The 26250-nt window shown below is 58.6% G+C and carries 31 protein-coding genes; 12 read left to right on the forward strand and 19 right to left on the reverse strand.

From position 1 onward, the window contains the following. Positions 1-86: 86 nt before the first annotated feature. From ACI2KS_RS05450 to bglX, 3 genes are all read right to left on the reverse strand, one after another. Positions 87-1427 (reverse strand): sigma-54-dependent transcriptional regulator, encoded by a 1341-nt coding sequence (locus ACI2KS_RS05450; RefSeq protein WP_404617944.1) that lies wholly within the window; start codon positions 1425-1427, stop codon positions 87-89. Beyond that, on the reverse strand, positions 1421-3178 hold the full coding sequence (locus ACI2KS_RS05455; protein ID WP_404617946.1) for an ATP-binding protein: 1758 nt from the start codon (positions 3176-3178) through the stop codon (positions 1421-1423). Before ACI2KS_RS05455 ends, ACI2KS_RS05450 begins: the two co-directional genes overlap by 7 nt. A gap of 167 nt (positions 3179-3345) precedes the next feature. Beyond that, positions 3346-5646, reverse strand: a complete 2301-nt coding sequence (gene bglX / locus ACI2KS_RS05460) for a beta-glucosidase BglX (protein ID WP_404617948.1) — start codon at positions 5644-5646, stop codon at positions 3346-3348. Between the two features lie 283 nt (positions 5647-5929). Here bglX and ACI2KS_RS05465 point away from each other — a divergent pair, with 283 nt between their 5' ends. From ACI2KS_RS05465 to ACI2KS_RS05480, 4 genes are all read left to right on the forward strand, one after another. Beyond that, positions 5930-6553 (forward strand): LemA family protein, encoded by a 624-nt coding sequence (locus ACI2KS_RS05465; RefSeq protein ID WP_404617950.1) that lies wholly within the window; start codon positions 5930-5932, stop codon positions 6551-6553. Further along, on the forward strand, positions 6553-7302 hold the full coding sequence (locus ACI2KS_RS05470) for a TPM domain-containing protein (RefSeq protein WP_404617951.1): 750 nt from the start codon (positions 6553-6555) through the stop codon (positions 7300-7302). Before ACI2KS_RS05465 ends, ACI2KS_RS05470 begins: the two co-directional genes overlap by 1 nt. Positions 7303-7329: 27 nt before the next feature. Beyond that, complete coding sequence (locus tag ACI2KS_RS05475) at positions 7330-7947, forward strand: TPM domain-containing protein (protein ID WP_404617953.1); 618 nt, start codon at positions 7330-7332, stop codon at positions 7945-7947. 194 nt (positions 7948-8141) lie between these two features. Then, on the forward strand, positions 8142-9359 hold the full coding sequence (locus ACI2KS_RS05480) for a class I SAM-dependent methyltransferase (protein WP_404617955.1): 1218 nt from the start codon (positions 8142-8144) through the stop codon (positions 9357-9359). On the opposite strand, the gene ACI2KS_RS05485 is transcribed toward ACI2KS_RS05480, so the two are convergent. Continuing rightward, positions 9356-10255, reverse strand: a complete 900-nt coding sequence (locus tag ACI2KS_RS05485; protein ID WP_404617957.1) for a DMT family transporter — start codon at positions 10253-10255, stop codon at positions 9356-9358. The two genes, ACI2KS_RS05480 and ACI2KS_RS05485, sit on opposite strands and share 4 nt — an antisense overlap. A gap of 269 nt (positions 10256-10524) precedes the next feature. Here ACI2KS_RS05485 and ACI2KS_RS05490 point away from each other — a divergent pair, with 269 nt between their 5' ends. Next, positions 10525-10755 (forward strand): hypothetical protein, encoded by a 231-nt coding sequence (locus ACI2KS_RS05490; protein WP_404617959.1) that lies wholly within the window; start codon positions 10525-10527, stop codon positions 10753-10755. 369 nt (positions 10756-11124) lie between these two features. Beyond that, positions 11125-11562 carry a DUF2442 domain-containing protein gene (locus ACI2KS_RS05495; RefSeq protein ID WP_404617961.1) on the forward strand — a complete coding sequence of 146 codons (438 nt, stop codon included), beginning with the start codon at positions 11125-11127 and terminating at the stop codon, positions 11560-11562. A gap of 17 nt (positions 11563-11579) precedes the next feature. Here ACI2KS_RS05495 and ACI2KS_RS05500 read toward each other — a convergent pair whose 3' ends face one another. Next, complete coding sequence (locus tag ACI2KS_RS05500) at positions 11580-12614, reverse strand: DUF4917 family protein (protein WP_404617963.1); 1035 nt, start codon at positions 12612-12614, stop codon at positions 11580-11582. A 184-nt stretch (positions 12615-12798) separates the two neighbouring features. On the opposite strand from ACI2KS_RS05500, the gene ACI2KS_RS05505 reads away from it, so the two are divergent. The 4 genes from ACI2KS_RS05505 to ACI2KS_RS05520 all read left to right on the forward strand — a co-directional run bounded on the left by ACI2KS_RS05505 (position 12799) and on the right by ACI2KS_RS05520 (position 15666). Next, complete coding sequence (locus ACI2KS_RS05505; protein ID WP_404618496.1) at positions 12799-13026, forward strand: hypothetical protein; 228 nt, start codon at positions 12799-12801, stop codon at positions 13024-13026. Positions 13027-13121: 95 nt separating this feature from the next. Then, positions 13122-13361, forward strand: coding sequence for a DUF2188 domain-containing protein (locus ACI2KS_RS05510; RefSeq protein ID WP_404617965.1), 240 nt, complete (start codon positions 13122-13124; stop codon positions 13359-13361). A gap of 292 nt (positions 13362-13653) precedes the next feature. After that, on the forward strand, positions 13654-14130 hold the full coding sequence (locus ACI2KS_RS05515; protein WP_404617967.1) for a hemerythrin domain-containing protein: 477 nt from the start codon (positions 13654-13656) through the stop codon (positions 14128-14130). Positions 14131-14466: 336 nt separating this feature from the next. Then, positions 14467-15666 (forward strand): tyrosine-type recombinase/integrase, encoded by a 1200-nt coding sequence (locus ACI2KS_RS05520; protein WP_404617969.1) that lies wholly within the window; start codon positions 14467-14469, stop codon positions 15664-15666. Positions 15667-15676: 10 nt separating this feature from the next. On the opposite strand, the gene ACI2KS_RS05525 is transcribed toward ACI2KS_RS05520, so the two are convergent. The 11 genes from ACI2KS_RS05525 to ACI2KS_RS05575 form a co-directional block, all read right to left on the reverse strand. Then, positions 15677-15868 (reverse strand): helix-turn-helix transcriptional regulator, encoded by a 192-nt coding sequence (locus tag ACI2KS_RS05525; protein ID WP_404618479.1) that lies wholly within the window; start codon positions 15866-15868, stop codon positions 15677-15679. Between the two features lie 206 nt (positions 15869-16074). Then, the gene (locus ACI2KS_RS05530; protein WP_404617971.1) at positions 16075-16314 is read right to left on the reverse strand and encodes a hypothetical protein; all 240 of its coding nucleotides are present in this window, start codon (positions 16312-16314) and stop codon (positions 16075-16077) included. Beyond that, on the reverse strand, positions 16307-16984 hold the full coding sequence (locus tag ACI2KS_RS05535) for an HNH endonuclease signature motif containing protein (protein ID WP_404617972.1): 678 nt from the start codon (positions 16982-16984) through the stop codon (positions 16307-16309). The genes ACI2KS_RS05530 and ACI2KS_RS05535 overlap by 8 nt, the downstream gene beginning before the upstream one ends. Beyond that, on the reverse strand, positions 16977-17252 hold the full coding sequence (locus tag ACI2KS_RS05540) for a hypothetical protein (protein WP_404617974.1): 276 nt from the start codon (positions 17250-17252) through the stop codon (positions 16977-16979). Before ACI2KS_RS05540 ends, ACI2KS_RS05535 begins: the two co-directional genes overlap by 8 nt. A 78-nt stretch (positions 17253-17330) precedes the next feature. Further along, complete coding sequence (locus tag ACI2KS_RS05545; RefSeq protein WP_404617976.1) at positions 17331-17726, reverse strand: hypothetical protein; 396 nt, start codon at positions 17724-17726, stop codon at positions 17331-17333. Beyond that, on the reverse strand, positions 17719-18027 hold the full coding sequence (locus tag ACI2KS_RS05550) for a hypothetical protein (protein ID WP_404617978.1): 309 nt from the start codon (positions 18025-18027) through the stop codon (positions 17719-17721). Before ACI2KS_RS05550 ends, ACI2KS_RS05545 begins: the two co-directional genes overlap by 8 nt. Positions 18028-18037: 10 nt before the next feature. Further along, the gene (locus ACI2KS_RS05555; RefSeq protein WP_404618480.1) at positions 18038-20731 is read right to left on the reverse strand and encodes a toprim domain-containing protein; all 2694 of its coding nucleotides are present in this window, start codon (positions 20729-20731) and stop codon (positions 18038-18040) included. Continuing rightward, a complete protein-coding gene (locus ACI2KS_RS05560) occupies positions 20728-20967 on the reverse strand; it encodes a hypothetical protein (protein WP_404617980.1) in 240 nt (79 codons plus the stop codon). The genes ACI2KS_RS05555 and ACI2KS_RS05560 overlap by 4 nt, the downstream gene beginning before the upstream one ends. 72 nt (positions 20968-21039) lie before the next feature. Next, entirely contained in the window at positions 21040-21402 is a 363-nt protein-coding gene (locus ACI2KS_RS05565) for a hypothetical protein (protein WP_404617982.1), read from the reverse strand. Beyond that, positions 21399-21878, reverse strand: coding sequence for a YmfL family putative regulatory protein (locus ACI2KS_RS05570; RefSeq protein WP_404617984.1), 480 nt, complete (start codon positions 21876-21878; stop codon positions 21399-21401). Before ACI2KS_RS05570 ends, ACI2KS_RS05565 begins: the two co-directional genes overlap by 4 nt. A 29-nt stretch (positions 21879-21907) precedes the next feature. Next, a complete protein-coding gene (locus ACI2KS_RS05575) occupies positions 21908-22108 on the reverse strand; it encodes a DNA-binding protein (protein ID WP_404617986.1) in 201 nt (66 codons plus the stop codon). Between the two features lie 93 nt (positions 22109-22201). Here ACI2KS_RS05575 and ACI2KS_RS05580 point away from each other — a divergent pair, with 93 nt between their 5' ends. Both ACI2KS_RS05580 and ACI2KS_RS05585 read left to right on the forward strand, forming a co-directional pair. After that, the gene (locus ACI2KS_RS05580; protein ID WP_404618482.1) at positions 22202-22549 is read left to right on the forward strand and encodes a helix-turn-helix domain-containing protein; all 348 of its coding nucleotides are present in this window, start codon (positions 22202-22204) and stop codon (positions 22547-22549) included. 100 nt (positions 22550-22649) lie between these two features. Continuing rightward, positions 22650-22835 carry a hypothetical protein gene (locus tag ACI2KS_RS05585; RefSeq protein WP_404617988.1) on the forward strand — a complete coding sequence of 62 codons (186 nt, stop codon included), beginning with the start codon at positions 22650-22652 and terminating at the stop codon, positions 22833-22835. 64 nt (positions 22836-22899) lie between these two features. Here ACI2KS_RS05585 and ACI2KS_RS05590 read toward each other — a convergent pair whose 3' ends face one another. The 3 genes from ACI2KS_RS05590 to ACI2KS_RS05600 form a co-directional block, all read right to left on the reverse strand. Next, positions 22900-23160: an ogr/Delta-like zinc finger family protein gene (locus ACI2KS_RS05590; RefSeq protein ID WP_404617990.1), complete on the reverse strand. Its 261-nt coding sequence runs from the start codon at positions 23158-23160 to the stop codon at positions 22900-22902. 66 nt (positions 23161-23226) lie between these two features. Next, the gene (locus ACI2KS_RS05595; protein WP_404618483.1) at positions 23227-24105 is read right to left on the reverse strand and encodes a phage portal protein; all 879 of its coding nucleotides are present in this window, start codon (positions 24103-24105) and stop codon (positions 23227-23229) included. Then, complete coding sequence (locus tag ACI2KS_RS05600; protein ID WP_404617992.1) at positions 24017-26089, reverse strand: terminase large subunit domain-containing protein; 2073 nt, start codon at positions 26087-26089, stop codon at positions 24017-24019. Before ACI2KS_RS05600 ends, ACI2KS_RS05595 begins: the two co-directional genes overlap by 89 nt. Positions 26090-26250: the final 161 nt, after the last annotated feature.

Here is a 26250-nt window from a genome sequence, read left to right on the forward strand (position 1 = left end):
GACGTCGTCACCGCCGGCAAGCCGGACGGCTACAGGGGGTAGGCGCGGCTGAGGCTTCGGTCGTTTTCATGGCCAAAAGGGTCCGCCTATGCGTCGTTCTCCGTGATGAAATCCTCCCGCAACAACCCATGCCTCTGCATCTTTTCGTTCAGAGTCCGACGCGGCAACTGCAGGTCCTGCAGCACGGCCTTGATGTCGCCCTTGTGCCGACTCAGCGCCGAACGCAGGCAGTGAGCTTCAAAAGCCTCTTGCTGATCGGCGAGTGACTGGCCGCTGGGAATGGCGACCGAGGCCGGATTCTCAAGGCCCAGCACCTGTCGCTCCGCAGCATTGGCCAGCTCGCGCACATTGCCCGGCCAGTCGTGACTGAGCAAATGACTCAATTGGCCACCGCTGAGCAGTGGCGCGTTGCGGCCCATGCGCGCTGCCGCCAGGCGCGAGAAATGGCCAAACAGCAACGGGATGTCCTCACGCCGCTCACGCAACGCCGGCAGGCGCAGTTCGGCGATGTTCAGGCGATAGGCCAGGTCTTCGCGGAAACGCCCGGCACGGGCTTCTTCGAGCAAATCCGGTTTGGTCGCGGCGATGATCCGCAAATCCACCTCGATGCTCTGGTTGGAGCCCAGCCTTTCCAGGCGCCGGTCCTGAATCACTCGCAGCAACTTCACTTGCTGAGCCAGCGGCATGCTTTCGATCTCATCGAGAAACAGCGTGCCGCCATGGGCAAACTCCAGCTTGCCGATACGCTTGCCCTGGGCCCCGGTGAACGCCCCGCTTTCATGGCCGAACAGCTCGGCTTCGAATAGCTGCTCGGGAATTGCGGCGCAATTGACGGCAACAAAGGGCTTTTTCGACCGAGGCCCGAAGTCGTGCAGGCAGCGCGCGACCATTTCCTTGCCGCTGCCGGTCTCGCCACGAATCAGCACGTTGACCGGCAGCTGCGCGAGGTCCAACACCTGACGGCGCAAGGTCTGCATTGCGGGCGAAAGCCCGAGCAGTGTCGTGTCGAGCCGGCTGCGGCTTTCGGCCTGTTCGTGCAAACGCCGGTTCTCGAGAACCAACTGACGTTTTTCCAGGGCGCGGCGCAGGCTGCCCAAGAGCGTCTGCGGGGTGAAGGGCTTTTCTAGGAAGTCATAGGCGCCGTCGCGCATCGCATCGACCGCCATTGGCACATCGCCGTGCCCGGTGAGCAGGATCACCGGCAGATCCGCGTCTCGACTCTGCAGTTGACTCAACAGCTCAAGCCCGCTCATCCCAGGCATGCGCACGTCGCTCAGAATCACGCCGGCAAAGTGCTCCGGCAACGCTGACAGGCAGTCCTCGGCGCGACTGAACAGTTGCACTTCAAAGCCCGACAGCGACAGCCATTGCTCCACGGCTTCGCGGATGGGAGCCTCGTCATCGACCACGATCACCGAGTTCAGCATGGGCAATGATCCTCCATGACCTTGCCAAGACAGAATGAGAAATGTGCACCGTTGTTCAGGTTTTCCGCGCTCAAGCGACCTCCCAGCTCATGAATGATGGCGTAGGACACCGCCAGACCCAACCCCAGACCGTCGCCCACCGGTTTGGTGGTAAAGAAGGGGTCGAAGATGTTGGCCAGGTGTTGGTCGGCAATCCCGCCGCCGCTGTCACCCACAGTCAGGCGCCAGCGCCCCTCATGTTCGTCGATGCGAATGTGCAGACGCTTGAGCGGTTTGTCGCGCATCGCGTCCAGCGCGTTGCGCAGCAGGTTGATCAGCACCTGCTCAAGGCGGATGGCATCGCCTGATACCCAGGCCGGGCGCGTCAGATCCAGCACGCAACTGACCCGTTCCTCGCGAATGCGCGCATCGAGCAGCAACAGCGCCTGATCGACCACGTTTGCCAGATCCAGGCGTTCGCGCAGACCGCTCGGGCTTTTGCGCGCGAACGTCTTGAGGTGACCGGTAAGGGCGGCCATTCGTGTCAGTTGCTGGTCGAGCAGCGTCAGGGCCGTGTAGGCGTCGTCCACCCGGCCGTGATCGAGCAGCAGCCGCATGGTCGCCAGTTGCATGCGTTGCGCGGTCAGTGGCTGGTTGATTTCATGGGCCAGGGCTGCCGACATTTGCCCCAGCGCAGCCAGCTTGGCCGACTGCACCAGACCGTCCTGGGCCGTTTGCAGATCCCGGGTGCGCGCCTGGACCAGCTGCTCCAGCTCTTCCCGGCTGCGCTGGCGCATGCGGGCCAGACGCCAGCGCTGATAAAGAAACAGTCCGAGAAACACCAGTGTCAGCCAGGTGCCTGCCGCTGCCAGCGCAGCGTTGCGGGTGTCTTCGGCGGCGATCTGGGGTTTGCGCAACAGGTGCAGGGTCCAGCCTTCGGCCGGCAGGGGCAGCGATTGCCAAAGGTAGTCGGCCGGCCCATCGGGCGCGTCAATGCGGCTGAGCTGACTGTGATCGTTGAAGGTATGCAGCGCTTGCCGGAGCAACGGCGCCAGTGGCTGCTTATCGTACTGGCGTGTGCTGGTCAGCTCGGCGCGGTCCTGATCTGACAGCGGCAGCAGCGCGCGGTACCGCCAGCCGGGTTGATTGGCAATGAACACGATGCCCTTGGCGTCGCTGACCAACAGCAAGTCGTCGCCCTGTGCCCAGGTGTGCTCAAGGTCGGGGAATTCGAGTTTGACGACCATGGCGCCAACGAAGTGCCCATCGTCGTCCAGTACCGCGTTGGCCAGAAAGTAGCCTGGAATCCCGCTGGTCACGCCGACCGCATAGAAACGTCCGACGCCGTTGGCTTTGGTCTGGGTGAAGTAAGGGCGAAAACCGTAGTTATGGCCGACATAGCTGCTCGGCAGTCGCCAGTTGCTGGCGCCGATGGCCAGGCCGTTGCGATCGAGCAGCTCCAGGGTCGATGACTGCGCTGCGCCGTTGATCCGCTCCAGCTTCAGATTAAGCGCCTGCGTGGTCTGCGCGCTGACCGGGCCGTTCAGCGCCTCACGCAGTTGGGGATCGAGCGCAAGCACGGCGGGCAGCGCCCGGTAGCGTTCGATGAGGGTCTGAAGGGTGTTGGCGTAGAGCGACAGCTGGACCTGCGCGCGGCTGGCATCGTCTTCCAGTGAGTGGCGTCGAGCCTGATGCATTGCCAGGGTCGCGACGATCACGGCACCGGCGAGGATGAGCAGGGTAGACAGAAGAAGGCGGGCGAATCGCGGCATGGCGGCTGGCTTCTCACAATGAGCGTGTTGTCTGCGAAATCGCGTCGCCACCTGGTTTGTAGCCCTGCGGCTTGCCAGCGGGTGCGGTTCGAAAACCCCACCGCCGGCAAGCGGACTGCTACAGGGGTCGTGACGCGATCCTGGGACCGCGTCATCGACGGCAGTCTTTACAACAGAGTGAAGGTCGTTGTCTTCACATCCTCGGAGTCCAGGCCGATCATCAGCTTGAAATCACCGGCTTCAGCCGCGTACTTGAGCGAGGGGTTGAAGAACTTGAGGTCTTCCTCGGTCACGGTGAAGCTCACGGACTTTTCTTCGCCCGGCTTCAACATGATTTTCTGGAAGTTCTTAAGCTCCTTGACCGGACGGCTGAGCGACGCTGCGATATCGCGCAGATACAGCTGAACCACGGTTTCCCCAGCCACCTTGCCAATGTTCTTGACCTGGACGGTGGCGGTCAGCTTGTCCTTGCGGGTCATCTTGCTGATCGACAGGGTGATGTCCGAGACGCTGAACTGCGTATAGCTCAGGCCGTAGCCGAACGGGAACAGTGGGCTGGTGGGCTCCTCGAAATAGTTGGAGGTGTAGTTCGAGTCGTTGACGCGGTACGGACGACCGGTGTTCAGGTGATTGTAGTAAGCAGGCACCTGACCGACCGAGCGTGGGAAGGTCATCGGCAATTTGCCCGACGGGTTGTAGTCGCCGAACAGCACGTCGGCCAGGGCGTTGCCGCCCTCGGTGCCCAGGTACCAGCTTTCGAGCATGGCATCGGCCTGCCTGTTTTCCTCGCCCAGGGCCAGTGGCCGGCCGTTCATCAGCACGATGACCAGCGGTTTGCCGGTGGCCTTGAGCGCCTTGATCAGGTCACGTTGACGCCCGGGCAAGACAATGTCGACCCGGCTGGCGGCTTCGTGGGACATGTTGCGCGACTCACCGACCACCGCGACCACCACATCGGCTTGCTGGGCGACCTTGACCGCTTCGTCGATCATTTCCTGCTCTGGACGTGCGTCGACGTGAATCTGGTCGTCCATCTTGTTCAGGTAAGCGATGGCTTCCTGGTTGTCAGTGATGTTGGAGCCGGCAGCGTACACCAGCCTGGCTTTGTCGCCAACGGCATTGGCCAGGCCGTCATAGGCGCTGACGGTCTGGCGTTCAAGGCCAGCCCCCGACCAACTGCCGAGCATGTCCAGCGAGCTCTTGGCCAGCGGACCGATGACGGCGATGGTGCCTTGTTTCTTCAGTGGCAGGGTGTTGTTGGCGTTCTTCAGCAGCACCACACTCTTGCGCGCAACATCCCGGGCCTCTGCACGATGCAGGCGGTTTTCGGCGTTGCGATCAGCCGGGTCGTCGACAGCCGCACCGATACGCAGATAAGGGTTGGCGAACAGCCCCATGTCCCACTTGGCGCCGAGCACCTCGCGAACCGCGTTGTCGACTTCCTTGACCGAGACGTCACCGCTCTTCACCAGAGCCGGCAGTTCCTCGCCATAGGCCTTGTCGTTCATGCTCAGGTCCACACCGGCCTTGATCGCCAGCTTGGCTGCCTCGCGGAAATCCTTGGCGACCCCATGGTCGATCAACTCCTTGATCGCGCCGTGATCGCTGATGGTTACGCCCTTGAAACCCCAGTCCTTGCGCAGCACATCCTGCAACAGCCAGGCGTTGGCGGTGGAGGGCACGCCGTTGATCGAGTTGAGCGCGACCATCACCCCGCCTGCGCCCGCATCGATTGCCGCACGGTACGGCGGCAGGTAATCCTGTTGCATGCGCACCGGGCTCATGTCGACCGTGTTGTAGTCGCGACCGCCTTCGACTGCGCCATACAGCGCGAAGTGTTTGACCGCCGCCATGATGCTGTTCGGCGCCTGGGTGCTGGTGCCCTGGAAGGCGCGGGTCATGGTGCCGGAGATGCGCGACACCAGGTAGGTGTCCTCGCCGAAGCCTTCGGAGCTGCGGCCCCAGCGCGCGTCGCGGGTGATGTCGACCATTGGCGCAAAGGTCATGTCCAGACCGTCGGCGGCGGATTCTATGGCCGAGACCCGACCGGTGCGGGTGATGGCGTCCATGTCCCAGGTCGACGCCAGGCCCAGGCTGATCGGGAAAATGGTGCGCTGACCATGGACCACATCGTAGGCGAAGAACATCGGGATCTTGTTGCGGCTATGAGCGACTGCGGCGTCCTGCATGGCGCGGTTGTCAGGCAGTACGACCGAATTGAACGTGCCGCCGATCCGGCCTGCGGCGATTTCCTTGAGAATCTCCGGCTTGGGCATCTCCGGCCCGATGCTGATGAGGCGCAGCTGACCGATCTTTTCGTCGAGGGTCATCTGCTTCATCAGGTTGGAGATGAAAGCATTCTTGGCTTGCAGCGTGGAGAGGTTGCTGGCGGTGCTGGTGGCGGTCTCGGCCCAGGCGGACTGACTGACCAAACCGATGACGAGACTCAGTAGACACAGCTTATTCATGAATGTTTTTCTCAAGGCGTGAGCCGGCAACTCGCGTGTAATACCGGGCGGCCTATGTCTTTGGTGTGAAACCTTTGGTTTTTATTGTCATCAGGACCGGGGTGGTCGCTGAACTCCCGACGCATCTGAGCATCAGTAGCGCAACGACTTTTATCTGATTGCAGCCTGGCAATCCAGTGCCCTGACGACGCGATGGGTCAAGATTATGCCGGGGATCGCCTGATTTGGCTAAAGTCATGACTGACGGAAAGATTTTTAAAGCACATCAAGGAGCGCACAGGCTATGCAAATAGAGCGTTACGGGCACGTTCGAGGCAGTCGTTACAATTTGTCACTGACGTTGCTGATGCTGCTGAGCACGTTGCTGGCCGGTTGTGGCATCAACAACATTCCGACCTATGACGAGCAGGTCAAGGCGGCCTGGGCGCAGGTGCAGAATCAGTATCAGCGCCGTGCCGACCTGATCCCCAACCTGGTGGAAACCGTGAAGGGCTACGCCAAACAGGAGCAGGACACGCTGACGGCAGTGATCGAGGCGCGGGCCAAGGCCACGTCGATCCAGGTCGATGCCAATACCCTGAACGATCCGGCCAGGCTCAAGCAGTTCCAGGAAGCGCAGGGTCAATTGACCGGTGCGCTGAGTCGTTTGATGGTGGTGTCCGAGCGTTATCCGGACCTCAAGTCCAATCAGAACTTTCTTTCGTTGCAGTCGCAGCTTGAAGGGACGGAAAACCGCATTGCCGTGGCGCGTCGGGATTTCATCGCTTCGGTGGAGCGCTACAACACCGAGATTCGAACCTTTCCCGGCCGTCTCTGGCATTCGGTGATGTACAGCGATCTGCCGATCCGGCCTAACTTCGAAGCCACTGCCGCCGACGCTGACAAAGCGCCTCAAGTGAAATTCTGATGGCGTGCGCGCGGCGGGGCGTGTGGATCGCGTTGCTGGCGGTGGGGGTCGGGCTGTTCGCCCAATGGGCCCGGGCCGACCTGAAGTTTCCGGCGTTGAGCGGCCAGGTGGTCGACAGCGCCGGAATGATCGACAACGACAGCCGGGAGCGTCTGTCACAGATGCTGCGCGCCCATGAAGAGTTGACCACCGAACAGGTGGTGGTGGTCACGCTGCCCAACCTGCAGGGCTCGACCATCGAGGATTATGGTTACCAGCTGGGTCGTTACTGGGGTATCGGTCAGAAGGGCAAGGACAACGGCGCACTGCTGATCGTCGCCAAAGAGGAGCGCAAGGTGCGCATCGAGGTCGGCTACGGCCTGGAAGATCGGCTCACCGATGCGCAATCCTCGGTGATCATCAACCAGATCATCACGCCGGCGTTCAAACAGGGCGATTTCGTGGGCGGCATCAGCAAGGGCACCGAAGCGATGGTGCAGGTGCTCGGTGGCGATCCGCTGGCCGAGCCGGTGGTCGGGGCCTCGGGTGGCGACGATGTCACTGACTGGAAGATGAGCCTGCTGTTTTTCGTGCTGTTCGTGGTCTTCCTCTACATCAATACGCGCTGGGGGCGCGGTCTCGGCGCCCTGGGTGGCGGCTACATCGGGTCAGGAGGGTCGGGCGGCTTCGGTTCCGGTTCCGGCGGTTCAGGCGGCATGCGCGGTGGTGGTGGCAGTTTTGGCGGCGGCGGTGCCTCCGGTGGCTGGTAGTCGGTAGTTCAATAAAAGGCGTAGCGCATGGCATTACTCACTGAAGACGAACAGCAACAGGTGGCCAGGGCCATCGAGGTGGTCGAGCGTCAAACCGATGCCGAGCTGGTCACGGTGCTGGCCGCCAGCGCCGATGACTACGCCTACGTGCCGCTGATATGGGCCGGGCTGGTGGCGCTGCTGGTGCCGGGGCTGATCAATTTCTACCCGGGCTGGCTCAACGCCAACGAATTGCTGTTGACGCAGATCGCCACATTTATCGTGGTGGCGCTCGTGTGCCGTTTACCGGCCGTCATCACCCGGCTGGTGCCCGGCCCCGTGCGTCATTGGCGGGCCGGCAGTCTGGCACGCCGACAGTTCCTGGAGCAGAACCTGCACGCCACGGCCAATGGCACAGGCGTGTTGATATTCGTCAGCGAGGCCGAGCGTTACGTTGAGATCATCGTCGACGACGGCATCGCCCGGCACGTAGATGACATGGTGTGGCGCTCGATGGTCGACGTGTTTACCCGGCAAGTGAGCGAAGGGAAGATTCTGGAAGGTTTTCTGGGCTGCATTCATTCGTGCGGCGAGGTGCTCAGCGACCAGGTGCCAGTGACTCAGGCGCGTAATGAGTTACCGAATCGGTTGGTGGTGTTGAGATAAATATCGCCGCTACACCTGTGTAGCGGCTCGGTTCGACGGCGGGCGCCCGGGCCGAAGCAGCGCGCTGGCAGCACTTTCCTCGGGCAAGCGCAATCCGACCTGTGGAACTGCCGCGACTTGAATTAAATCCACCACAAGCGCTCAACCCGCCTAAAATAGCGCCCTCGCATTTTTTGCTCCCGAGGCTGCGCCCGATGTCCGCTACTGCACCCACCGCCACTTCTTCGCAGGATCATCGCGAGCAGTTTCTCAGTCAGCTCGACATTTGCCTGACCCAGAACTCGCTGATCAAGCTGGTGCTGGCCAAGTACGTGGGCAGCGAAGCCGAACTGCAGCGAATCATCATCAAACCCGTCACCGTCAAGGATCAGCCCTGCCTGTCGTTCGTCTACCGCTACAAGACCCGTGATATCACCAAGAATCACCCCTTGGCTGATGCGCAGGCATTGATCGCGCAGCTGTTGCCCGAGTCCTTCAAGAACGCGCATCTGCTGTCGCTCACCGACGAGCTGCAGCTGGAATTCAGCAAAAAGGGCAAGAGCACTCTGTTCCGCAATACCTCGCAGCAACAACGTCAAACACCCTCGGCCGACCATGACCGCGAGAAGAAGCGTTACCTGGAGTTGAGCCGCCCGTTTCTCACCGATCTGGGCGTGACCAACAAGCAGCACGAGCTGATCCCGGCCATGTCGCGCAAATGGAAGCAGATCAACAAGTTCATCGAGGTGTTTTCCCACGCCCTGACGACTTCGCCAATCAAGCTCGATCAGCCGGTGACGGTAGCGGACTTCGGATCGGGCAAGGGCTACCTGACTTTCGCCATCCATGACTACCTGCGCAACACCTTGCAGGCGCAGGGCAACGTCACCGGCGTCGAGCTGCGTGAAGACATGGTGACCCTGTGCAACAACGCGGCGGCTCGGCTCGAGCATCCCGGGCTGGTATTCAAGTGTGGCGATGTGCGCTCGGTGGCGCCGAGCGAGCTGGATGTGATGATCGCGCTGCATGCCTGTGACATCGCCACCGATTACGCGATCCACACCGGCATTCGTTCCGGCGCGTCGATCATCATGTGCTCGCCGTGCTGCCACAAACAGATCCGCTTGCAGATCCAGAGCCCGACCCTGCTGCGGCCGATGCTGCAATATGGCCTGCACATGGGCCAGCAGGCGGAAATGGTCACCGACGCCTTGCGTGCCTTGTTGCTCGAAGCGTGCGGCTACGAAACCAAGGTGTTCGAGTTCATTTCGCTGGAACATACCAACAAGAACAAAATGATCCTGGCGGTCAAGCGCGCCACGCCGGCCGATCCCGCCGAGCTGCTGGCGAAGATCCAGGAACTGAAAACCTTCTACGGCATTTCCGAGCAATGCCTGGAGAGCCTGCTCCAGGCGGATGGCCTGCTCGGCTAGATCCGGGTCGCGGTCAGCGGTTTGGGCGCAATCACTGCGGTTTTGCGCCCGATGGCCAGGGTCACCACCACGCCAGCCGCGAAGATCCAGGTCGTCGGATCGATGTGCTCGCCGAAGAACAATGCCGAAAACGCCATGGTGAAGAACAGCTGCACCAGCTGGATCTGACTGACCCGGGCGATGCCGCCCATGGCAAGCCCGGCATACCAGGCGAAAAAACCGATGAACTGTGAAAACAGCGACACATAACCGAATGCCCACCAGGTGCCCGCCGAGATCGGCCCCTGATGCTGCGCAGCCAGATAGCCAACCGGCACGATCAATACCGGAATCGAGATCACCAGCGCCCAGCAGATGACCTGCCAGCCGCCCATCTGTTTGGCCAGTCGTCCGCCCTCGGCATAGCCCAGGCCGCCGATCGCAACGGCACCGACCATCAGCAGATCCCCCGCTTGAAGATTGCCGGCGCCGCTGATCAATGCGTACCCCAGAACCAGCACGCTGCCCATCGCGGCGCACGCCCAGAACGCTTTCGAGGGCCGTTCATGGGACAACCACGCCGCATAGATAGCCACCAGCAATGGCTGCAAACCATTGACCAGCGCACCATGAGAGGCTGGCAGGGTTTTCATCGCCCAGGCAGAGAGCACCGGGAAGCCGACAATGACGCCCAGGGCGACCACCATCAAGGCTTTGAATTGCGCGCGGGTCGGCCATTTTTCCCGCCGCCACAGCAGCAAGGCGGCGGCCGGAACGGCTGCGAACAGTGCCCGGCCCAGGCCGTTGAGCAATGGATGGATTTCCTGGACCACGATACGGGTCATGGGCAATGTCAGGCTGAAGATCACCACCCCGACCAGTCCGAGGACCATGCCGGTGTTTTCGCGAGAGGACATGTTGAATCGTGCCTTTGTTGTTATGAATAAAGAGCAATGGATGAAAAAAAACAGGCATTCATTCAGCCACAGATCCCACGCTGATCGCCTTAACAGCTGACGACAGAATCGGCCGTACACTTCGGCTCCAAGGGGGGAAATGCCGTATATGAGGATTTTTCGACGGCGACCCTGACGAGCCCCGATGTTGGTGCAGAATTTGAATGCCATCTCCCTGCAACAGGTTGCAGGTCAAATGGTTGCCGTCGAACTCAGTCAGGAGAACAATCGTGTCGGACATAGGAAAGTGGGCGTTTCAAGGTGTCGTGGTGTTTCTGTTTGCCTGGATGGCAACCGCAGCGGCCCAGTGGTCATCCAGCGTGGTCAAATCAACGAGCAGCGACCGCCTTGCCGTCCTCAGCAGCGTCCGCTTGTCGACTGAGTCGATCGCCGCCAGCGTCAATAAAAAAACTCGTGGCGCGACAGTCGTGGTGGGCGCTTTGTCGGAAAGTAACGAATAAGCACGCGGCGCTGGGAAGAATGGGAGCGTTGTGATTGAGCGAAGCGTCAACCGGACCTGAGAGGTCCGGTTGTTGTTTTGGGTTGAAAATGGCTTTGCGCCAGGGAAATTTTTTCTCTAGTGTCCGCCACCATGGCTACCGTACAAAGCGACCGAAATTGGAAGATCAAAATATATCCGGATGACCATCCCCGCCGCATTTCCACGTCCTGACCCCGGATGGTGAGTCGTTAGTACAAATCGACGGCCTCAGAGTGCTCGGCAAAAAGGTGCCGAGCCTGAAGCGCTTAAAGGCGCGTTGATGTGGGCCCGAACCAATACCGCAGAACTGTGGCGGGTTTGGTATGAGCAAAACCGGAGGATTTGATATATGGGGAGCAAATTACGTATCGCTGCCGTGCGACCCGTTGTGGGCAAGCATGCGCTGGTCGTCGACTGGAGCAACGGCAAACAGCACACGGTTGATTTGTCAGCGTTCGTTGAGCAGTTCCCTGCACTGGCGCCGTTAAAGGATGCCCGGCTGTTCAGCCAGGTGTCGTTGGGGGAGTGGGGGTTCGATGTGACTTGGGGGGATGACCTTGAGGTTGCTGCATCGACGCTTCATCGGCTGGCGCTTGAGCAAACCGGTCAGGTGATGCCGACCAGGGATTTCAAGCAATGGATGGCAAAGAACAACCTTTCGCTGTCAGCTGCAGCGGTGGAGCTTGGTTTTACGCGGCGAACAATTACCGCATATAGCAGTGGTGCGGCGTTGATACCCAAGCACGTTGCATTGGCGTGCAGAGGATGGGAGTACGAGCACCGCTGAAGGCGGTTCTCATCTGCTCAGCCCTTCCTCAACTCCACCGCCTCCTTCAGCCGCGCCACTGGCACCGACAGGCCAGGGCTGCCCAGCGGATGGGTCGTGGCGTCAAAGAACTCAAGCTCAATGTTCTGCCCTTCGAACAGCGCGCTGTAGTGGCGCTTCTGATGCTGAACGAACGCCTCGCTTCGCGGCAGGATGGAGATGGCGAGGGTGCTCGGCCGGGCCTGCAGGACGGCGTGCAGAATGTGCCGATCCTGTTTGCCCAGCTGATGGCCGAAGATGCACAGCGCGCCCTGGTGTTGCGCCAGTTGTGCGTGGCAGTAGGACAGGTAGTCCGAGCCGCGGATGATTTTCATCTTGTCTTCACTGCGGCCTTCGCAGACGAACAGCGGTACGTCATCCAGCGCGTTGATGGCGAAACTTCCCAGCAGCGTGCTTTCCGATGACAACAACTTGCGCGCGCTGGCGTCGAAGTTTTTCACCAGGTGCATGCCGCCGTGCAGATAGAGGATGCGAGTGGCGTGGCTCGCGGTGCGATGCAGGTTGAAAACCGCATCATCGTCGAACAGGTCGTCGAAAGGCTGAGCGCCATGCAGGACGGCCCAGTAGGCCAGCAGGTCATAGTTGGTCGAATAGACGGTTGCGTACTCGCTCAGCGCCTTGCTGATGTGGGCAACGGTCGATGCTTCGACCAGACGCCAGGGAATGTGCGCCGAACGAATGCCGTGGATCAGCGCTTCCTTGATGGCGAAATAACGGTTGCGCGGCGACGAAGAGCTGACCGTCAGCGCGGCATTGACCCGCATCGCCACTTTCAGCCCACTGAGCACCGGCTCGAAGTTTTCGGTCTCCATCGATTTGAACAGCGCAAGCTCGGTCGGGCTCAGCGGCTTGTTGCGAGTGGTCTGGGCCAGTTCGAACAGCGAGTCGTAGGCGAAGTTCTTCCATACCGCCAGGCTTGCGCCATTGCCCAGCAGCAAGCCGGAACAGGGGTGGGCACTCTGCAATTGGTTCCAGTCGGCCAGTTGGGCATCAAAATCGGTGAATTCCATCATCTCGCTTCGCTTTCAGGTGAGCTGGTACTGACCGGGTCGCCAGAACGCAGTGACTTATAGAAACACGGGCCGGGCTTGTCAACGCCGCACCTTGCGATTCGCCGCCGGGCAGAATCTTCGAACCCCCGGAGCCGGCCTCGCTCTAACCCTTGAACCTAAAATCCGGTTCGCTTGAGAGGTAGCCATGAAGACCGATCCAGTGAATACCCCTGCTGCGCAAAGCCCCGGCCCCAACCCCAATCCCATGGAAACCACGCGCGGCAGTGATGCCGAGCGCCAGGCCCGTGAATTCGAACGGGTGGAACACACCGATGATGCCGAGCGCGAAACACCACCCCCGCAAACCTGGAAACACCCGGACGACGGAAAAAGCCTGTCGCAAACGGATGAAGAGATACCGCTCAAACCCTGACCACCATCTGTCTAACGCTCATTTACATGGCGCTGGCGGGGAGTAAGGTCGTGGAGGAAAATCCATAACACTCTCTGAATGAGAGCGAGGCAAGCATGCACAATGCGACGCTCAGCAAAACGCATTTCAATGGTTATGACGTGATCAACGTCAACAACGGCCCATGGCGGGTCTGTACTCATCAAGACCGTCTCGGATCGTTCGGCACACGCGAGGAGGCCATGGCGTTTGCCGCCTCGTTGTCTGCTTATCATGAACGAACGGCGATGGCACCCCGGCCTGAGCTTGCCGCAGGCTCTCATGGTGCTGCGACGAATCACAAAGCCAGGCACTGATGAGGTCACCGAGCCCCGGTCACGCCGGGGCTACATCAATGCTGCTCGCAGGACCCACCCCCATCGCAACAAATCCTCTGCTGACCGCATCTGCCGGCTTGCTATCTGCAACATCCATTTGCGCAGATTCATGCAAGCTGCACGATCAGATCGTCTGTCGTTGGGCTCAAGCCATTGATTTAACGTGGAATTATCAGACAGATCATCCGGCACGGTCGATGCAACTTCCCTTTGGCATAAGCAGGATCGACATTCAGATCGATCCCCAACTCGTGATCCCAGAGGAAATGACATGAACGCTATCGACCTTCTCAAAGCCGACCATGAACGAGTCAAAGCCATCCTTACGCAACTGAGCGAATCCACTGAACGCGGGGTGAAAAAACGCACCGATCTGCTGGCCAAACTTGAAATGGAAATCACCATCCACACCAAGCTTGAAGAGGAAATCCTCTATCCGGCGTTCAAGGAAGCAGGCTCCAAAGAGCAAGACATCATGTATTACGAGGCCAAGGAAGAGCACCGCACCGTCGATTCCCTGGTGCTTCCGGACCTCAAGCAGACTGACCCTGGCACGCCGGAATTCTCGGGCCGGGTCAAAGTCGTGAAGGAATTGCTGGAGCACCACATCGAGGAAGAAGAGACCGAGATGTTCCCGCAGGCGAAAAAGCTCCTGGGCAAAGCCAAACTCGAAGAGCTGGGAGCGCAGATGGAGGCCATGAAGGCTGACTACAAGAAGTCCATGCTGGCACCAAGCCTTGCCGCGTGATCATTGTCTTACGAAAAAACCCGGACTCGTTCCGGGTTTTTTTCACGCAAAAAAAACCCATACGACAGAGAGTTCAGGTTCGTATGCGTGGGGTTGTGGGGATTAAAAAGAGGTGCAGCGACTGCGAAGGGAAAAGGCTGGAGCGGGTGAAGGGAATCGAACCCTCGTTATCAGCTTGGGAAGCTATGGTGGGTGCTGTATCAGGTAGACGCGTAGGGTATGCTTTCATGCGCTTAAGCCATCAAGATCAAGGCTTTGCGCGGTGGTTGGAGTTTCATCTTGTACCACCTCAATCCCCTATATTCCGGCCGAATGGCCCCCAGATACGGCCCCCAAATGCTTACGGATAAACAAATCAGGGCAATGAAGCCTGGAGAACGGGAATACACCATCTCTGACGGCCGCAGCGCGAAAGGTGAAGGTGTGCTGATGCTCAGAGTCAGGCCCACTGGCACGAAGGAGTTCTATTTCCAACGCCGGCTGGATGGCAAAAAGATCAAGTCGAAGCTCGGCACCTGGCCGGCAATGAGCCTTACTGCAGCACGAGATCTCTGCCGAGTGGAAAAGGAAGTGGTGATTGCCGCCGGTACGTTTCAGAACCTTATCGACGCATACATCAACAAGCTCGAGGGTGAGCAAGCCGCTTCAGCAGACGATGTGAAATGGTCGCTCAAGCACTACGTGAGCGAGGCGTTTCCTGATCTAGTGTCACGACCTGTTGCGCTGATTGGACCGGGCAATATTCGGGACATCCTTTCTAAAATGATCAGTGACGGCGTGACCACTTACTGCAACCGAGTGCGATCGCAGTTACACGCGGCATTTCAGGTCGGCCTCGAGCAGGAGTTCAATCCGCGCAGCTACCAGAAGACGGCTTTGAAATTCGGGCTTACCAGTAATCCCGTGGCCAGCGTCCCGGTGCAGGCTGATTGGGAGAGGCCTGGTGATCGCGCATTGTCGACCCAAGAGCTGGCCACACTTTGGCATTTGCTGCCGGAACACCTCACCCTGGTTACCTCGGAGCTTCTTAAGTTCCTGATCACATCTGGAGGGCAGCGCCCAGAACAGTTGCTCACAAGTGAGCGCCGGCACTACTTCAAAGATCACATGGTAATCAGAAATAAAAAGGGCAAGGCGGGCGAGCGGTCGCTGCATGTGGTGCCGTACAACACACTGATGCGGCGTAGCCTGAAGGTCATGGACGAAATCAGTGAAACCAGCGTTTACCCTTTCGAGGGTAAGGTTATAGGGAAGGCCTTGCACACACAGTCACTTTCCCGAGCGGTCACCAAACTTTACGGCCGGCACGTCGATAAATTCAGCGAGCCGTTCACGTTGCGTGATATCCGGCGGACCTGCAAAACGCTGATGGGGGTTGCTGGGTTAAGCAAAGAGCTCAGGGATCGTATCCAGGGCCACGCGTTCGGCGATGTTTCTTCCAAGCATTACGACCGACACGACTACTTCAAAGAAAAGCAGGAAGGGTTGCTCAGGTGGTCCGTGTGGCTGCACAGGAATGTGGTGGATCTAAAATAAGTGAAGCCGCTTAAGCGGCTTCGATTGGATCAGAAGATTTCCAGCGTTGGGGATCTCGCTGCCAAACGGCAATCGACGATTCCCGCCAACCTACCCGCCCCGGCGATATGGCCACAGCCTTTGGAAACTTCCCCTGCTTGATCACCCGCCAAAGCGTTGTCCTGGACAGGGAGGTAGCCTCGAGCACATCCCGTTCACGCATAAAACGATCTAGCTTACTCACCTCAGTTACCTCCCTTTCTATTCTGGTCCTGCCGCAGCGCGCTGAGCGCCTGGCGCCGCTTGCTGCACTTATCGTGATTGCCTTGAGCTCTGTTTTTACCACATTGGTCGCAGACGGGCGTCACGTCCATGTTCCAAGGGAAACGTCTTCCGTTCTCAGCCATCATCGATCCTCGCTATGACTGTTCATTGGCGGGAACCTTGGATAGCAGGCAATGCTTTCTGCGATTCGATAAATCCTGTGCTGACACCGTCGCCGTCCATCACTTTCATGTACATCACTTCAACTTTCGCAGAGTCGACCAGCACTTTGCCAACCTCCGCAATCGCTTTGGCGCGCTCGATATCCATTGGTTTCTCCTGATCCTGCAGAGCCTCAAGCGTTGCGAAAAGATGGTTTCGCAGATCCGTCATTTTGTTATTCATGGCTGGCCTCGATGGTGCGTTTAAGTTTTCCAAGCAGGCGGATCGCGCCCTTTACATCTGAGGGGTAACGCTGAATGGAGTTACGGCGCATTAACTCGCTGCGCGTCACCAGCTCGAGGTTGTCGATATCGCAATTGGTGCGATCGGGGACCTTGAATACCAGGGCCATCCCCTTCGGAATGGGGCCATGGGCGGCCTCCCAATTGCGCCTATGGGTCCACTCCCATTTGTTGGGTTCTGCGACTTTGATCTTCAGATAACCATCGGTGGCCATAACCTCTGTCCCGATTGGCACATGGTTGTGAGGTACGCCACCTTGAGCGAACTGAGTCTCCGCCGATCGGCCAGTAGCGGGCCGCGACATACCTTTGCTCCAGCTGGGCACACCTTTCTGAAACCGTGTAGAGGCGCCACGGGCGCCATCAAGCCGGCCAGACAAGGGACCATTCAGAAATGCTTCACTCTTTTTCAATCCCAGCGCTTTCGCTTTGGAATGGATAGCACTGATCGGCCGATCTAGAAGCTGGGCAATCGCCGCTGCCTGTTGATCCGGATAGAGCTCAGTCAGGATTTCGATTTCTCGATTCGTCCAAAAACGCCTGGCTGTAGGGTTACTGCGTGCGCGGTCCAGAGCCTGCTGCGCAATAACACTCATGGTTTGTTCAGACATGATGTCGGTCCTGCAAATGCGGGGTGGTATGAGTAGCGAGCACCTTGGCAACGACAAGTGCTTCGACGTCAGTTAAATCCCCTTGGGCCTGGGCCATGGTGGCCAAGGACTCAAGGCGGATTCGAGCGTCGGGCGTCTTGCGTACCTGGTAATCGAAGATCGCCGTGCCGACGATCCGGATCGTCATCAAATGCCGAGCTGCCTGCTCGTCCGGATACGTCGATGTGATAGTCTTCAAAGCGCTGCTGCTTTGGTGCTGTGCTTGCATGGTGTTGCCCTCTGTGGTGGTTGGTGCCGAGGGGTTGCACCCCCTCGACGCCTTTCCTATTCCGGCACTTGCCGGCGTTTACTTGACCTGGTGGAATTCGCTGTCGCGCTTGAACAGCAACTTCACGTCTTCCAGCCTGTAGCACCCTCCGACGCCACCTTTAACGATGTACCCGGAAGGGTCCTGTTCGAACCGAACTGGAAAGGGGTAGGCGTTGCGCAACTCCATCCAGCCGATCTGCGATGCGTATTTGCTGGTCGGTTTGATTTCCGCGTACAGCTGCTGGCCGATCACCCGCGCAGGATTGGGTTTTGCACCTTCTAGGTAGGCTTCAAACACCAGCTGCACTGTCTTGTTCTCGAACCTCTCCCCGTCGTGTGCCAAGTTCTGAGGTGCGATTTTTGTAAACATCGCTTCCTTGAACGCGTCGACGTGCAGCTGCTGTTCCAGCTGTTGTTTCTCATCTTCATGCATGGGTTTGCTCCTCTTGTTTACGCACCAGGTGAATCACCAAATCTTCAAACTGTCCGTCGTCTTCGCAGGAGTTCCACTCCAGAACCCCCTGGACGTGTGCCCGCGAACAGTCCATCACCAGAATTTCGCGTTCGCCCCGGACTGCACGCACTTCCAGAATCCCTATCAGGCCGTCGGCGGCGTATGCCCCGGCATGCACGATCGGAAGGCCGTCAGGCGTTTGTTTCAGCCCTGCGATGACGGTCGCGATCACGTCGGATGAATCGTCAGTTCGCGAACTGTTAATCACTTGAATCTGCATCGCTTCCTCCTCACGCTGCCTGGAAAATCCAGCACCGTACGGTTTTGGGTTTGTTGGCGGCGTCGACGTCCCAGGACGAACACACGTTTCTGTTCGTCTCCACAAACTTCGGGCACTTGCTGGTTTTCAGGTGGCGTTTGAGTTCGGTCAGATCCGGCACTTTCTGCCGCTTCTCTGCCGCCTCTTTGGCGAAATCGTTCAGGTTGACTGCAATCAATCCGTCATTGCGGGAGTGGTTCAGTCCGCCGGCAGCGCTGTTCAGGTACTCGTACAGCTCCCAAAACTCGACGACGATCGGATGATCAGCGTTGATGGCCAGCTGTCGTTCCTTGGCCATGTCCTGAATCTCGGAATGTGCCGCCTCGACCTGGTGCTGCTGCAGGGGCACGACATGAACCAAGGCGTCGACCAGGGCATGCAGTTGAGCGTGGTTTTTCGCGATACGGACGGTGCGAATCTCAGGCAGCTGCAGCAGCTTCTGTTCGTAGGTGGGCACGCCCGCTTTAACGGTCTGCATCACCTGCGCCTCCCTGGTAGTCGCCATCAAAAGAAACCCGCTCACCTTGTCCACCGGCATCTGCTCAAGCTCTTCCACCAGCAGTTTGGTTTTCGCGGTCTGACCGTCCTTCGTCATGCCGACGTGGGCAATACGCTGCAGGATGGGTTCAGACGCGTTGACGGCATGGTTCTGGGCGAAGACGAAGGCACCGCGAAATGGGGGTTCACGCGTGTCGTTGCCGTTGTTCTTCACGCCCGTAGACCGCACGCTGCGCCCGTTGTAAGCGGTTTTCAGCTCGTCCCAGTCGTACTGTTTGGTGGCGCTGCCATCGGTCTTTTCACGCTCGGACTCGATCAGCACGACGGGCAGGTTCCCGACTTGGGCGAAGTTCCGAGCGCGGGCAACCGGTGTGCCCTTGGATGGGTCGAAGCCTTCGTAATCGAGGCGCCCGAGCAGCTTCCAAAGGAATTCGATCAGTGTCGACTTACCCGCGCCGGCCTCACCGACCACCTCAAGGAACAGGTAGCTTTTCTGGTGTTGCCGGATCTGCTCTGCGAACAGTGAGCCCAACCAATAAGCCAGGACAACAATCCCTTTGGCGCCGAAGCACTGCCAAAGGATGTCCAGCCACCGGGTGGTGAACTTGTTCAGATCGGTGTTGATGTTCAGGGCGACGGATTGGCTAAGCGTCTTAATGCTCAGTTTGTTCATGTCGAAGAAGTCTTCTTCGTTCAGCTCGTAAACCTTGCCGTCACGCACCGCCACGTCGCCGTAGACGTACGCGCCGTGCTCACGGGTGTAGCCGGTGAAGTCGATCGTCTGAACGGTCTTGAGCGCATTGGTTTGCTCTTCAATGAACGCATCCAGCTGCTGCGTGGTGCCGGTGAACATCCCACCAGGTGCAATGCCCAACAGGCGTTTTTTGAATTCGGCGGACGATGCGATTTGCGAACTGGTGAAAGTGTTCTTGATCGGCGCTGCGTCGTGCGCGAACGTGATCCGGAAGTAGTACCAGGACTCGTCTGTCAGCTTGTTTTCCTGGTAGTACAGGGCCTTCGGGTTACATGTGGCGATCCGTTGAATGGCGCCGCACTGCTGCATCGCTTTGGCCCGACGCTGCTTGTCGTTCATCAACTGATCGTCCTGGTGCTCGCTGTCCTCGAGGTCCTGGATCGCACGGTTATATTTTTCAAGGTCGAGCTTGAACCAATACAGCCGGTTGCCGAACTCCAGGTGAAATTCGCTACGGCGATTCCAGTCGAAGAGCACCAGTGCTTTTTCAGTCGCGTTGTCAGCAATCAGCAGGGCGCCGTGGTGACGCGCAACCGCGAGGTCTTTCGTAACCTGTGCATCACGCTTCTCACCCGTGTCCAGAGCCCACCAGCGCTGATGCAGGTCATTCCAGTCAACCTTCCTGCCGTCACGCTGGGGGATCTGTGCAGCTTCGCAGACAAAACCCAACTCACGCGCCTGGCGCACCCAGCGCTTGGTGTAGGCGTGTGCGCCTGGCTCGTTGTCCAATGCCCAGATCAGCTTCGGCATGTTGCCGGCGCGGTCGACGGCGAGCTGTCGCAGGGATTCATCCGGAAAGGCGTTGGAGGACATCGCCGATACAGCGGGGATGCCGTTATGCACCAGCGCGATCGCGTCGAAGATTCCTTCAACGATCCACAGTTCTTTGACGTCCAGCAGCTCGACGCACGGCGGGCACCACCAGACGCCCTTGTAGCTTTCACCAGGCTTAAACCGGGCCTTCATTTTTCCGAATCGTGCCGGGCGGTCGATCAGACGTTCCCAGTACCCGCCTTTATCCAGAGCGAAGCGGACTGTGGCGCTGCCGGCGTCGTGCTGAGCCGAAAAGTAAGTTTCTTGCGTGAACCACCCTGCGATCACCGACATATCGAAACTGCGCGCAAACTCAAGATACGCCCGAGCTGTGGCCGTTGGTGCGTTGTCAGTGGCCGGGGCGCGCTTGCTCCAATCCTCGAAAAGGTCGTCGTAGATTTCTTTCACATGCAGGGTGTGCCCGCACTTTTCCTGTCGCCCACAGATCAGCTGCCACGGGCTGTCAAAACGGGTGTACAGCTCCTTTCTATTGCACTTGGGGCACGTGCCGCCGCGCATGTAATTGGTCGTTGCGCGGTGCTTCAACCCGTAGTCGAACTGAATGCGCTGTAGGACGTCGTGACGGAGATCGTCTCTCATGATTGCTTCACTGCTTTGAGGCTGAGGGACAGCGCGGCCATCAGGCGTTTTTGCGCTGCCATTGCCGGCTTTTTCTTGAGAATCGAGCTGTGCCTTACGTCCGAGGGAACGCACCGAAACTCATCGGCGTACCAGTGTTCGTTGAGGCTCATGCTGTAGTGCGTGCGCATTGATACCAACAGCGCTTCGGCTTCTGCAGGTGGCATCTGTGCGGTGATTTGAAGTGCGTTTCCCATCAGGAACCTCGAATTCGGGCGCAGCTCACCCAAACCCACGGGAAGCGGGGCAGGGCGTTGGGTTAGGGGGTGTTACGAATCGGTTACGCGAAAGCGCCCGTATTCCGGTGCTTTGATGATGCGTTCGTAGATCAGGCTGACCGGGATAGCCCAGGCATTGCCAGTGAAGGGGTCAACAATCACCGAGTGCGTGTCACTGCTGTTGGCGACATCGAGGCGCTGACGATCGCGGATGGCGTTCAAGTCAGTCAGAGCAAGGCTAACGACCTGCTCGGCTTTGCTGGTCAGCAGGTCGAAGTCGTTCACCAGGTGCTGAACCGCTCGGTCGAAAAGCATTTGGTCATTGCTCAGGTGTTCGGAGTGGTGCCGCTCCAGAAAAGCGAGCGCTGCCGCTTTCAAAACGTCCTGGTACTGCTGGGCTGCCGGCGTTTTCATAGCGACGACTCCGAGCGGTGGCGATGCAGTTCGATCGCGGCAAGTACTTCCGCGTGCCGTGCTGCCATATGCAGGTTGTGGGCAGACAGAATCGCGTTGGCTTCGCTTTCGTTGATTTCACCGTCGTCCAGCGCTTTGGCGATGATCTGGTCAACCGTTCCGCGTTTAGCTGCGACCTGAACTGACATGGTGTACAGCTCGACCTTGTCCAACGAATCCGGGTCCGCAACAGGCACAAATATCCCGCCGTATAGAGCGGCCACGTAGTTGGCCAAGTGCGTCGACTTCGTTTCCTGCTCCAGCTGGTGGATCTGGATTTCAGTCAGCGGACGGATGTTGCCGTTCTCGTAGGCGTGGTTGTCGAACTTCTTCAAATTCATGCCGAGCCGTGCAGCAGCGCACTCACGCCCGCCGGGATAGGCGCAGATGATCGTGCTGACCACTTCCCTTAGCGTCGATAGAACCGGAATTTTCATGTTCTGGTGTCCCCTGAATGACCGTGCCATTACTGTGCAATCACGCCGTCTTTGATACCGAGTAGTACGGCGGCGCGATGTGCCTCCCCTCGGTGACCTTTGATCCGACCGTTCAATAGGTCACTGACCAAATTTTTGTTCAGCTCATGTTGTCGGCTGAATTCAGCAATGCTGATCCCCTTTCGCTCAAGATCGGCGCGGGCTTGCTCGCGTGTGACGGTGGCGGGCATGATGGCTACTCTGTTTGTTTGTGTTGGTTTCTGTTGATTTGTGGCGATTCTTGGTCAAAATTTTGATCTTGTAAAGGGTGGATGAATAAAAAAATGCTCATAGCGGATGGAGTGGGGGACCGCCTCAGGGATGAGCGCGAGCGTTTGGGTTTGAACCAAACAGATTTCGGAACGCTTCTAGGGGTCAGTCGCGGGACCCAAAAAAACTATGAACTGGGGGCAAATTCGCTTGACCTTCGATACGTCGCCGCGCTGGTCACTCATGGCGTAGACGCCGGTTTCGTACTCACCGGCAGACGCTCGCCATCGCCCGATAAAGGACTTTCGGAGACTGAACAAACCCTCGTAGAGCAGTTCAGGACAGTACCGGCGGACGATCAAAAAGCCATTCTGCGTTTCTTGAAGGCAATGTTCGACGATGCAGTGAAAGGTTCGAAGTAAGTTGTAATAAAATGTGTATGTCACCTGTCATTTACCTTTCTCAATTCAGCGGAGTGGTCCGATAACGTCGATTCAGCAATGCACTTATGGAGAGAAAAGCATGTTGGATCGCACCAAGGTTGAAGACCGTTCCGTTGAAGTGATCGAATTTGAATGGCACGCACTTACGAAAATCGAACGTCGTCTGATTACCCTCTATCGCCGAATGCGCGCAGAGGAGCGACAGCAATTGAGACGCCTTACGGAAGTTCTGGTTGGTCACCCTGACGAGGCTGAGAGCCTATAAAACGCGGCATAGCGCCAGGCTCTGACGCACTCGACCGCCGGCTTTGATGCTGGCGGTTTGCGATTCAAGCCACTGCCTGCGACCCCAACTGCTCGAACAGCTCCCGCTGCTTCGCCCTGGGCAGATCCTTCAATCGATCAAATAGCATCCGATCAAATGTCTGTGCTGACGGGCTCAGCGTGTGCGAGTAAGTCAGGTTTGCCACCCAGGTGTGCCCGCACTTTGCGTCCAGGCATTGGCAGTACAGCTTGACGAACATGCTCGAAACTTCTTCGCGAGAACTGATGCGGCCCTTGTTACGGCAGCTGGTGCAGTAGATGCGCATGTGTCCCTCCCCAGGGTCAAATGAATAGCCATCATTTTGCCATGTTTTATAGGGCGAATCTCTTAGCTAGACACTAGATGTAGTGTTTTCAACTGGTAAAGTCGCTTCTCGCCACGCAATTTGCCTGTCGGCGCGAAGGGTATCGTTCGCCTGCTCGAAAAGTTGACAGATGGGCCGAATCTCGTTGCTGGTGTACACCCGATCGATCTTTTCAATGTCCCCAAAGCCGGCGCTGTTCTCGGGAATAATCCCGGCCAGCGCGGGATTCATGCGCCAAGCCGCGATCACGTCGTTGCGCGTGATGTTCTTGACCTTCTCCAGCTCGTCCTTCGCTTGGAAGTCTCCGACCGGGATGATCTGGATTGCCTTTTCGGCGCCGCCCGGGATGTTCACGAACATCGATCTGAAGTTACCGACACCCTTGCTGGCGGTGATTTGGGCTTTCAGCTCGTCTTCGTCCTCCTCCGTCAGATTCGGGTCGTTGGTGTAGAAGATGTAACCGGCGTGCGCACCGTTGCTGTAATAGCGCCGGCGGAACAGGGTGGCCGCCTCATTGAGCAGCAGCGCCTGCAGGCCGCCCAAGTAATCGGGCACCCCGTAGATGTTCTGTTCCACGTCGTAATTCAGGATGTGGTCAATCTCGTCCTGGTCAAACACAACTTCTTTGCCGTTGGGCAACAGCTGGACGAACCCGCCGCCGATCTTCACGCGCATGTTGATGGCGGGCAGGTGTTCCATCTCGATGATCTGCCCGAACGCATTGGGCTTGCGATACAAATAGGTCTCGCCGAACACCATGAAATCCAAAGCCGACCGGCTCATGGTCGCAGTGGTGAAGCCTTGGGACGGGATGAACTCACGCAGCAATAGGTTGCGCTTGAATCCCGGAATGGCGCCGTGGTGCGCGTTGGCTTTCAGCAGTTTGGCAAGGCCTTGTCGCGACACTGGGGGCGTGTAGATGCGTCCGTCGTGGCTGGCGAACACGCCGAGGTATTGCCCGATGTTCTCCGACAGAACCGCTTCGGGCGCACCGAACGAAAACGCGCGCATCGGTCCGGATGGCTGCGGTTTTACCTGCTGACTTTTGTGTCTTTTGCGTCGATCCATTGTTTGCTGATCCGCTGAGTGCGTAGCGGCTACGCCGCGACTTGTTGGTGTTGAGAGGTTCGTTGGCGAGCGCGTGCATGATTGCCCACGCAATGTCGGCGTGACCGGTGGCGTCGGTACGCGAGGCGCTGTAGGTCACCTGGCCGCTGCCAGTGGTGCCGCGCTTGATCGTCAGGAACGCCTGGGCGATATCGCTCCAGCCGGCGTCCCACTCGATCCTGCTGCCCTGAATCGTGTCCTGCGCCTTGAGCACCAGGGTGTTTTTGGTTTCGAGGCTGTAATGGATCGAGGTGGCACGCGAGTAGAAGTCGCGCACCAGGTCAAATACGCCGTAACCGATGCCGGTCGTATCGATGCCGATGTGCTGGACGTTGAAGCGCTCTGTGAGCTTCTTGACCTGTTCCGCCTGGTACTTGAAGGACTGGCCCCGCCAGCTGTGTTTTTCCAGGATGCGGAACTTGCCGCCGGTTTCCAGTGGCGGCGCGATGACCACGCAGGTGGCGTCGTCCCTGGTGCGGCTTGGGTCGTAGCCGATCCACACGGGGCTGTTGCCGAAAGGTCGCGGATCGTCGGGGTCGTAGTCCGTCCAAAGGGACAGGTCGGAGTAGCAACGCTCCAGATCGGCCAGACCGAAGGCGCTCTGTGTGCTGTCGATGAATTTGCACATGAACAGCTGCTCGAACTTGTCTTCGTCGTACTCCAGCTGCAGCTGCGGCAGGTCGAACAGATCGCAGCCCCCGGCCATGGCGTCGAGAATGGTGATGATCTTGCGCCACTGGCCATCCGGACACAGCGCACCAGACGCAATGTGTTTGTCGGTCGGCCAAGGATCCTTCGCGTTCTTACGCTTGCTGTTGCGAAATTTCTCGCCGGTCCAGAACGGATAGGCCTGGTGCGACACCGCGCTGGGCGTCGAGAAGTAGGTTTTGCGCCACTTCTTGTGGGTGGCCATCGCCGACGCAACCGTGTTCAGCTTCTCGAAATTCTGAATCCAAAAGTATTCGTCGACGTAAACGTGTCCGTGGTGACCTTGGGCTGTGCTGCTGTTGGTGCTGAGAAAGCGCAGCTCTGCCCACGGCTTGCCGTCCTTGCTGAGCACGATCGGGTTGCCGGTCAGCTCCATGCCAAACCATTCCTGGGCGAACGAAATGATGTAGCTGCGGAAGATTTCGGACTGGGCGCGGCTGGCCGACAGGAACACCTGGTTATCGCCGGTCAACACCGCGTCCATGAACGCTTCGCCGGCGAAGTAGTACGTCAGGCCAACCTGCCGGCTTTTGAGGATGTTGCGGATCCGCGCTGTCAGCGGGTTCAGCTTTGCCTGGTACAGCTCCTTTTGGTAGCCGTACATCTTGCTGATGAACTTGTCGAGAAAGTCCACTTCGGTCAGTTCGCTGACGTCGTTCTTGACCTTCTTTTCCCGCTTTTTGCCGCCCTTGCTGTCTCGATCGCCTCGGTCACGGCGATTGCCACGCTGATCGTCGCGGCGCTGGCCACCGTCCTCGGGCTGATCAGCTGGCGCCGCCGGCGCAGGTTTGGCGCATTGCTTGACCAGGCGTTCGCGGACCGTTGTCAGCCGGTCCAGTTCGTCCAGCTCGCCCTTGGTCAAGGTGACCTGCTTTTCCAGCAGCAGCGTGATGCGCCGGCTGACGGCCGTCAGCGGTTCTTCGTCCGACAGCATGTCTTCCCAACTGCCTTGGCGCATCCAGTAATAGACGATCCGAATGTTGGGCAGGTTGAGTTGCGCCTGGATTTCCTTCGCCTTATAGCGGCGCAGGAAAAGGCGTTTGGCGGCTTCTTTGACTTCGGTTGAGTAGTACATGGGCCGCAGTCTATGCGGCGAAAACGCTGGAAACGCGGGGTTAATTTCCGGGATTAACCTACTTCTCAATTGTAGGAGAAGCGCGCAAGTGAACCGTTTGTTTGGCGGTCTGCAGCTCCCTATCTTGGCGGCTCAAACCACCGATTGAGCGCAGTTAACGC

Origin of the sequence: Pseudomonas sp. NPDC087358, from assembly GCF_044900785.1 — a bacterium.
Taxonomy (GTDB): Bacteria; Pseudomonadota; Gammaproteobacteria; order Pseudomonadales; family Pseudomonadaceae; genus Aquipseudomonas.

Excerpts from the sequence above, each read along its gene's own strand:
- bglX (WP_404617948.1), bottom strand. The coding sequence starts at position 5,646 with ATGAATAAGCTGTGTCTACTGAGTCTCGTCATCGGTTTGGTCAGTCAG.
- ACI2KS_RS05520 (WP_404617969.1), top strand. The coding sequence starts at position 14,467 with ATGCTTACGGATAAACAAATCAGGGCAATGAAGCCTGGAGAACGGGAA.
- ACI2KS_RS05470 (WP_404617951.1), top strand. The coding sequence starts at position 6,553 with ATGGCGTGCGCGCGGCGGGGCGTGTGGATCGCGTTGCTGGCGGTGGGG.
- ACI2KS_RS05540 (WP_404617974.1), bottom strand. The coding sequence starts at position 17,252 with ATGCAAGCACAGCACCAAAGCAGCAGCGCTTTGAAGACTATCACATCG.
- ACI2KS_RS05530 (WP_404617971.1), bottom strand. The coding sequence starts at position 16,314 with ATGAATAACAAAATGACGGATCTGCGAAACCATCTTTTCGCAACGCTT.
- ACI2KS_RS05580 (WP_404618482.1), top strand. The coding sequence starts at position 22,202 with ATGCTCATAGCGGATGGAGTGGGGGACCGCCTCAGGGATGAGCGCGAG.
- ACI2KS_RS05525 (WP_404618479.1), bottom strand. The coding sequence starts at position 15,868 with ATGCGTGAACGGGATGTGCTCGAGGCTACCTCCCTGTCCAGGACAACG.
- ACI2KS_RS05590 (WP_404617990.1), bottom strand. The coding sequence starts at position 23,160 with ATGCGCATCTACTGCACCAGCTGCCGTAACAAGGGCCGCATCAGTTCT.
- ACI2KS_RS05495 (WP_404617961.1), top strand. The coding sequence starts at position 11,125 with ATGGGGAGCAAATTACGTATCGCTGCCGTGCGACCCGTTGTGGGCAAG.
- ACI2KS_RS05500 (WP_404617963.1), bottom strand. The coding sequence starts at position 12,614 with ATGATGGAATTCACCGATTTTGATGCCCAACTGGCCGACTGGAACCAA.
- ACI2KS_RS05575 (WP_404617986.1), bottom strand. The coding sequence starts at position 22,108 with ATGCCCGCCACCGTCACACGCGAGCAAGCCCGCGCCGATCTTGAGCGA.
- ACI2KS_RS05550 (WP_404617978.1), bottom strand. The coding sequence starts at position 18,027 with ATGCAGATTCAAGTGATTAACAGTTCGCGAACTGACGATTCATCCGAC.
- ACI2KS_RS05485 (WP_404617957.1), bottom strand. The coding sequence starts at position 10,255 with ATGTCCTCTCGCGAAAACACCGGCATGGTCCTCGGACTGGTCGGGGTG.
- ACI2KS_RS05515 (WP_404617967.1), top strand. The coding sequence starts at position 13,654 with ATGAACGCTATCGACCTTCTCAAAGCCGACCATGAACGAGTCAAAGCC.
- ACI2KS_RS05600 (WP_404617992.1), bottom strand. The coding sequence starts at position 26,089 with ATGTACTACTCAACCGAAGTCAAAGAAGCCGCCAAACGCCTTTTCCTG.
- ACI2KS_RS05565 (WP_404617982.1), bottom strand. The coding sequence starts at position 21,402 with ATGAAAACGCCGGCAGCCCAGCAGTACCAGGACGTTTTGAAAGCGGCA.
- ACI2KS_RS05455 (WP_404617946.1), bottom strand. The coding sequence starts at position 3,178 with ATGCCGCGATTCGCCCGCCTTCTTCTGTCTACCCTGCTCATCCTCGCC.
- ACI2KS_RS05480 (WP_404617955.1), top strand. The coding sequence starts at position 8,142 with ATGTCCGCTACTGCACCCACCGCCACTTCTTCGCAGGATCATCGCGAG.
- ACI2KS_RS05570 (WP_404617984.1), bottom strand. The coding sequence starts at position 21,878 with ATGAAAATTCCGGTTCTATCGACGCTAAGGGAAGTGGTCAGCACGATC.
- ACI2KS_RS05510 (WP_404617965.1), top strand. The coding sequence starts at position 13,122 with ATGCACAATGCGACGCTCAGCAAAACGCATTTCAATGGTTATGACGTG.
- ACI2KS_RS05465 (WP_404617950.1), top strand. The coding sequence starts at position 5,930 with ATGCAAATAGAGCGTTACGGGCACGTTCGAGGCAGTCGTTACAATTTG.
- ACI2KS_RS05450 (WP_404617944.1), bottom strand. The coding sequence starts at position 1,427 with ATGCTGAACTCGGTGATCGTGGTCGATGACGAGGCTCCCATCCGCGAA.
- ACI2KS_RS05475 (WP_404617953.1), top strand. The coding sequence starts at position 7,330 with ATGGCATTACTCACTGAAGACGAACAGCAACAGGTGGCCAGGGCCATC.
- ACI2KS_RS05585 (WP_404617988.1), top strand. The coding sequence starts at position 22,650 with ATGTTGGATCGCACCAAGGTTGAAGACCGTTCCGTTGAAGTGATCGAA.
- ACI2KS_RS05560 (WP_404617980.1), bottom strand. The coding sequence starts at position 20,967 with ATGGGAAACGCACTTCAAATCACCGCACAGATGCCACCTGCAGAAGCC.
- ACI2KS_RS05535 (WP_404617972.1), bottom strand. The coding sequence starts at position 16,984 with ATGTCTGAACAAACCATGAGTGTTATTGCGCAGCAGGCTCTGGACCGC.
- ACI2KS_RS05545 (WP_404617976.1), bottom strand. The coding sequence starts at position 17,726 with ATGCATGAAGATGAGAAACAACAGCTGGAACAGCAGCTGCACGTCGAC.
- ACI2KS_RS05505 (WP_404618496.1), top strand. The coding sequence starts at position 12,799 with ATGAAGACCGATCCAGTGAATACCCCTGCTGCGCAAAGCCCCGGCCCC.
- ACI2KS_RS05555 (WP_404618480.1), bottom strand. The coding sequence starts at position 20,731 with ATGAGAGACGATCTCCGTCACGACGTCCTACAGCGCATTCAGTTCGAC.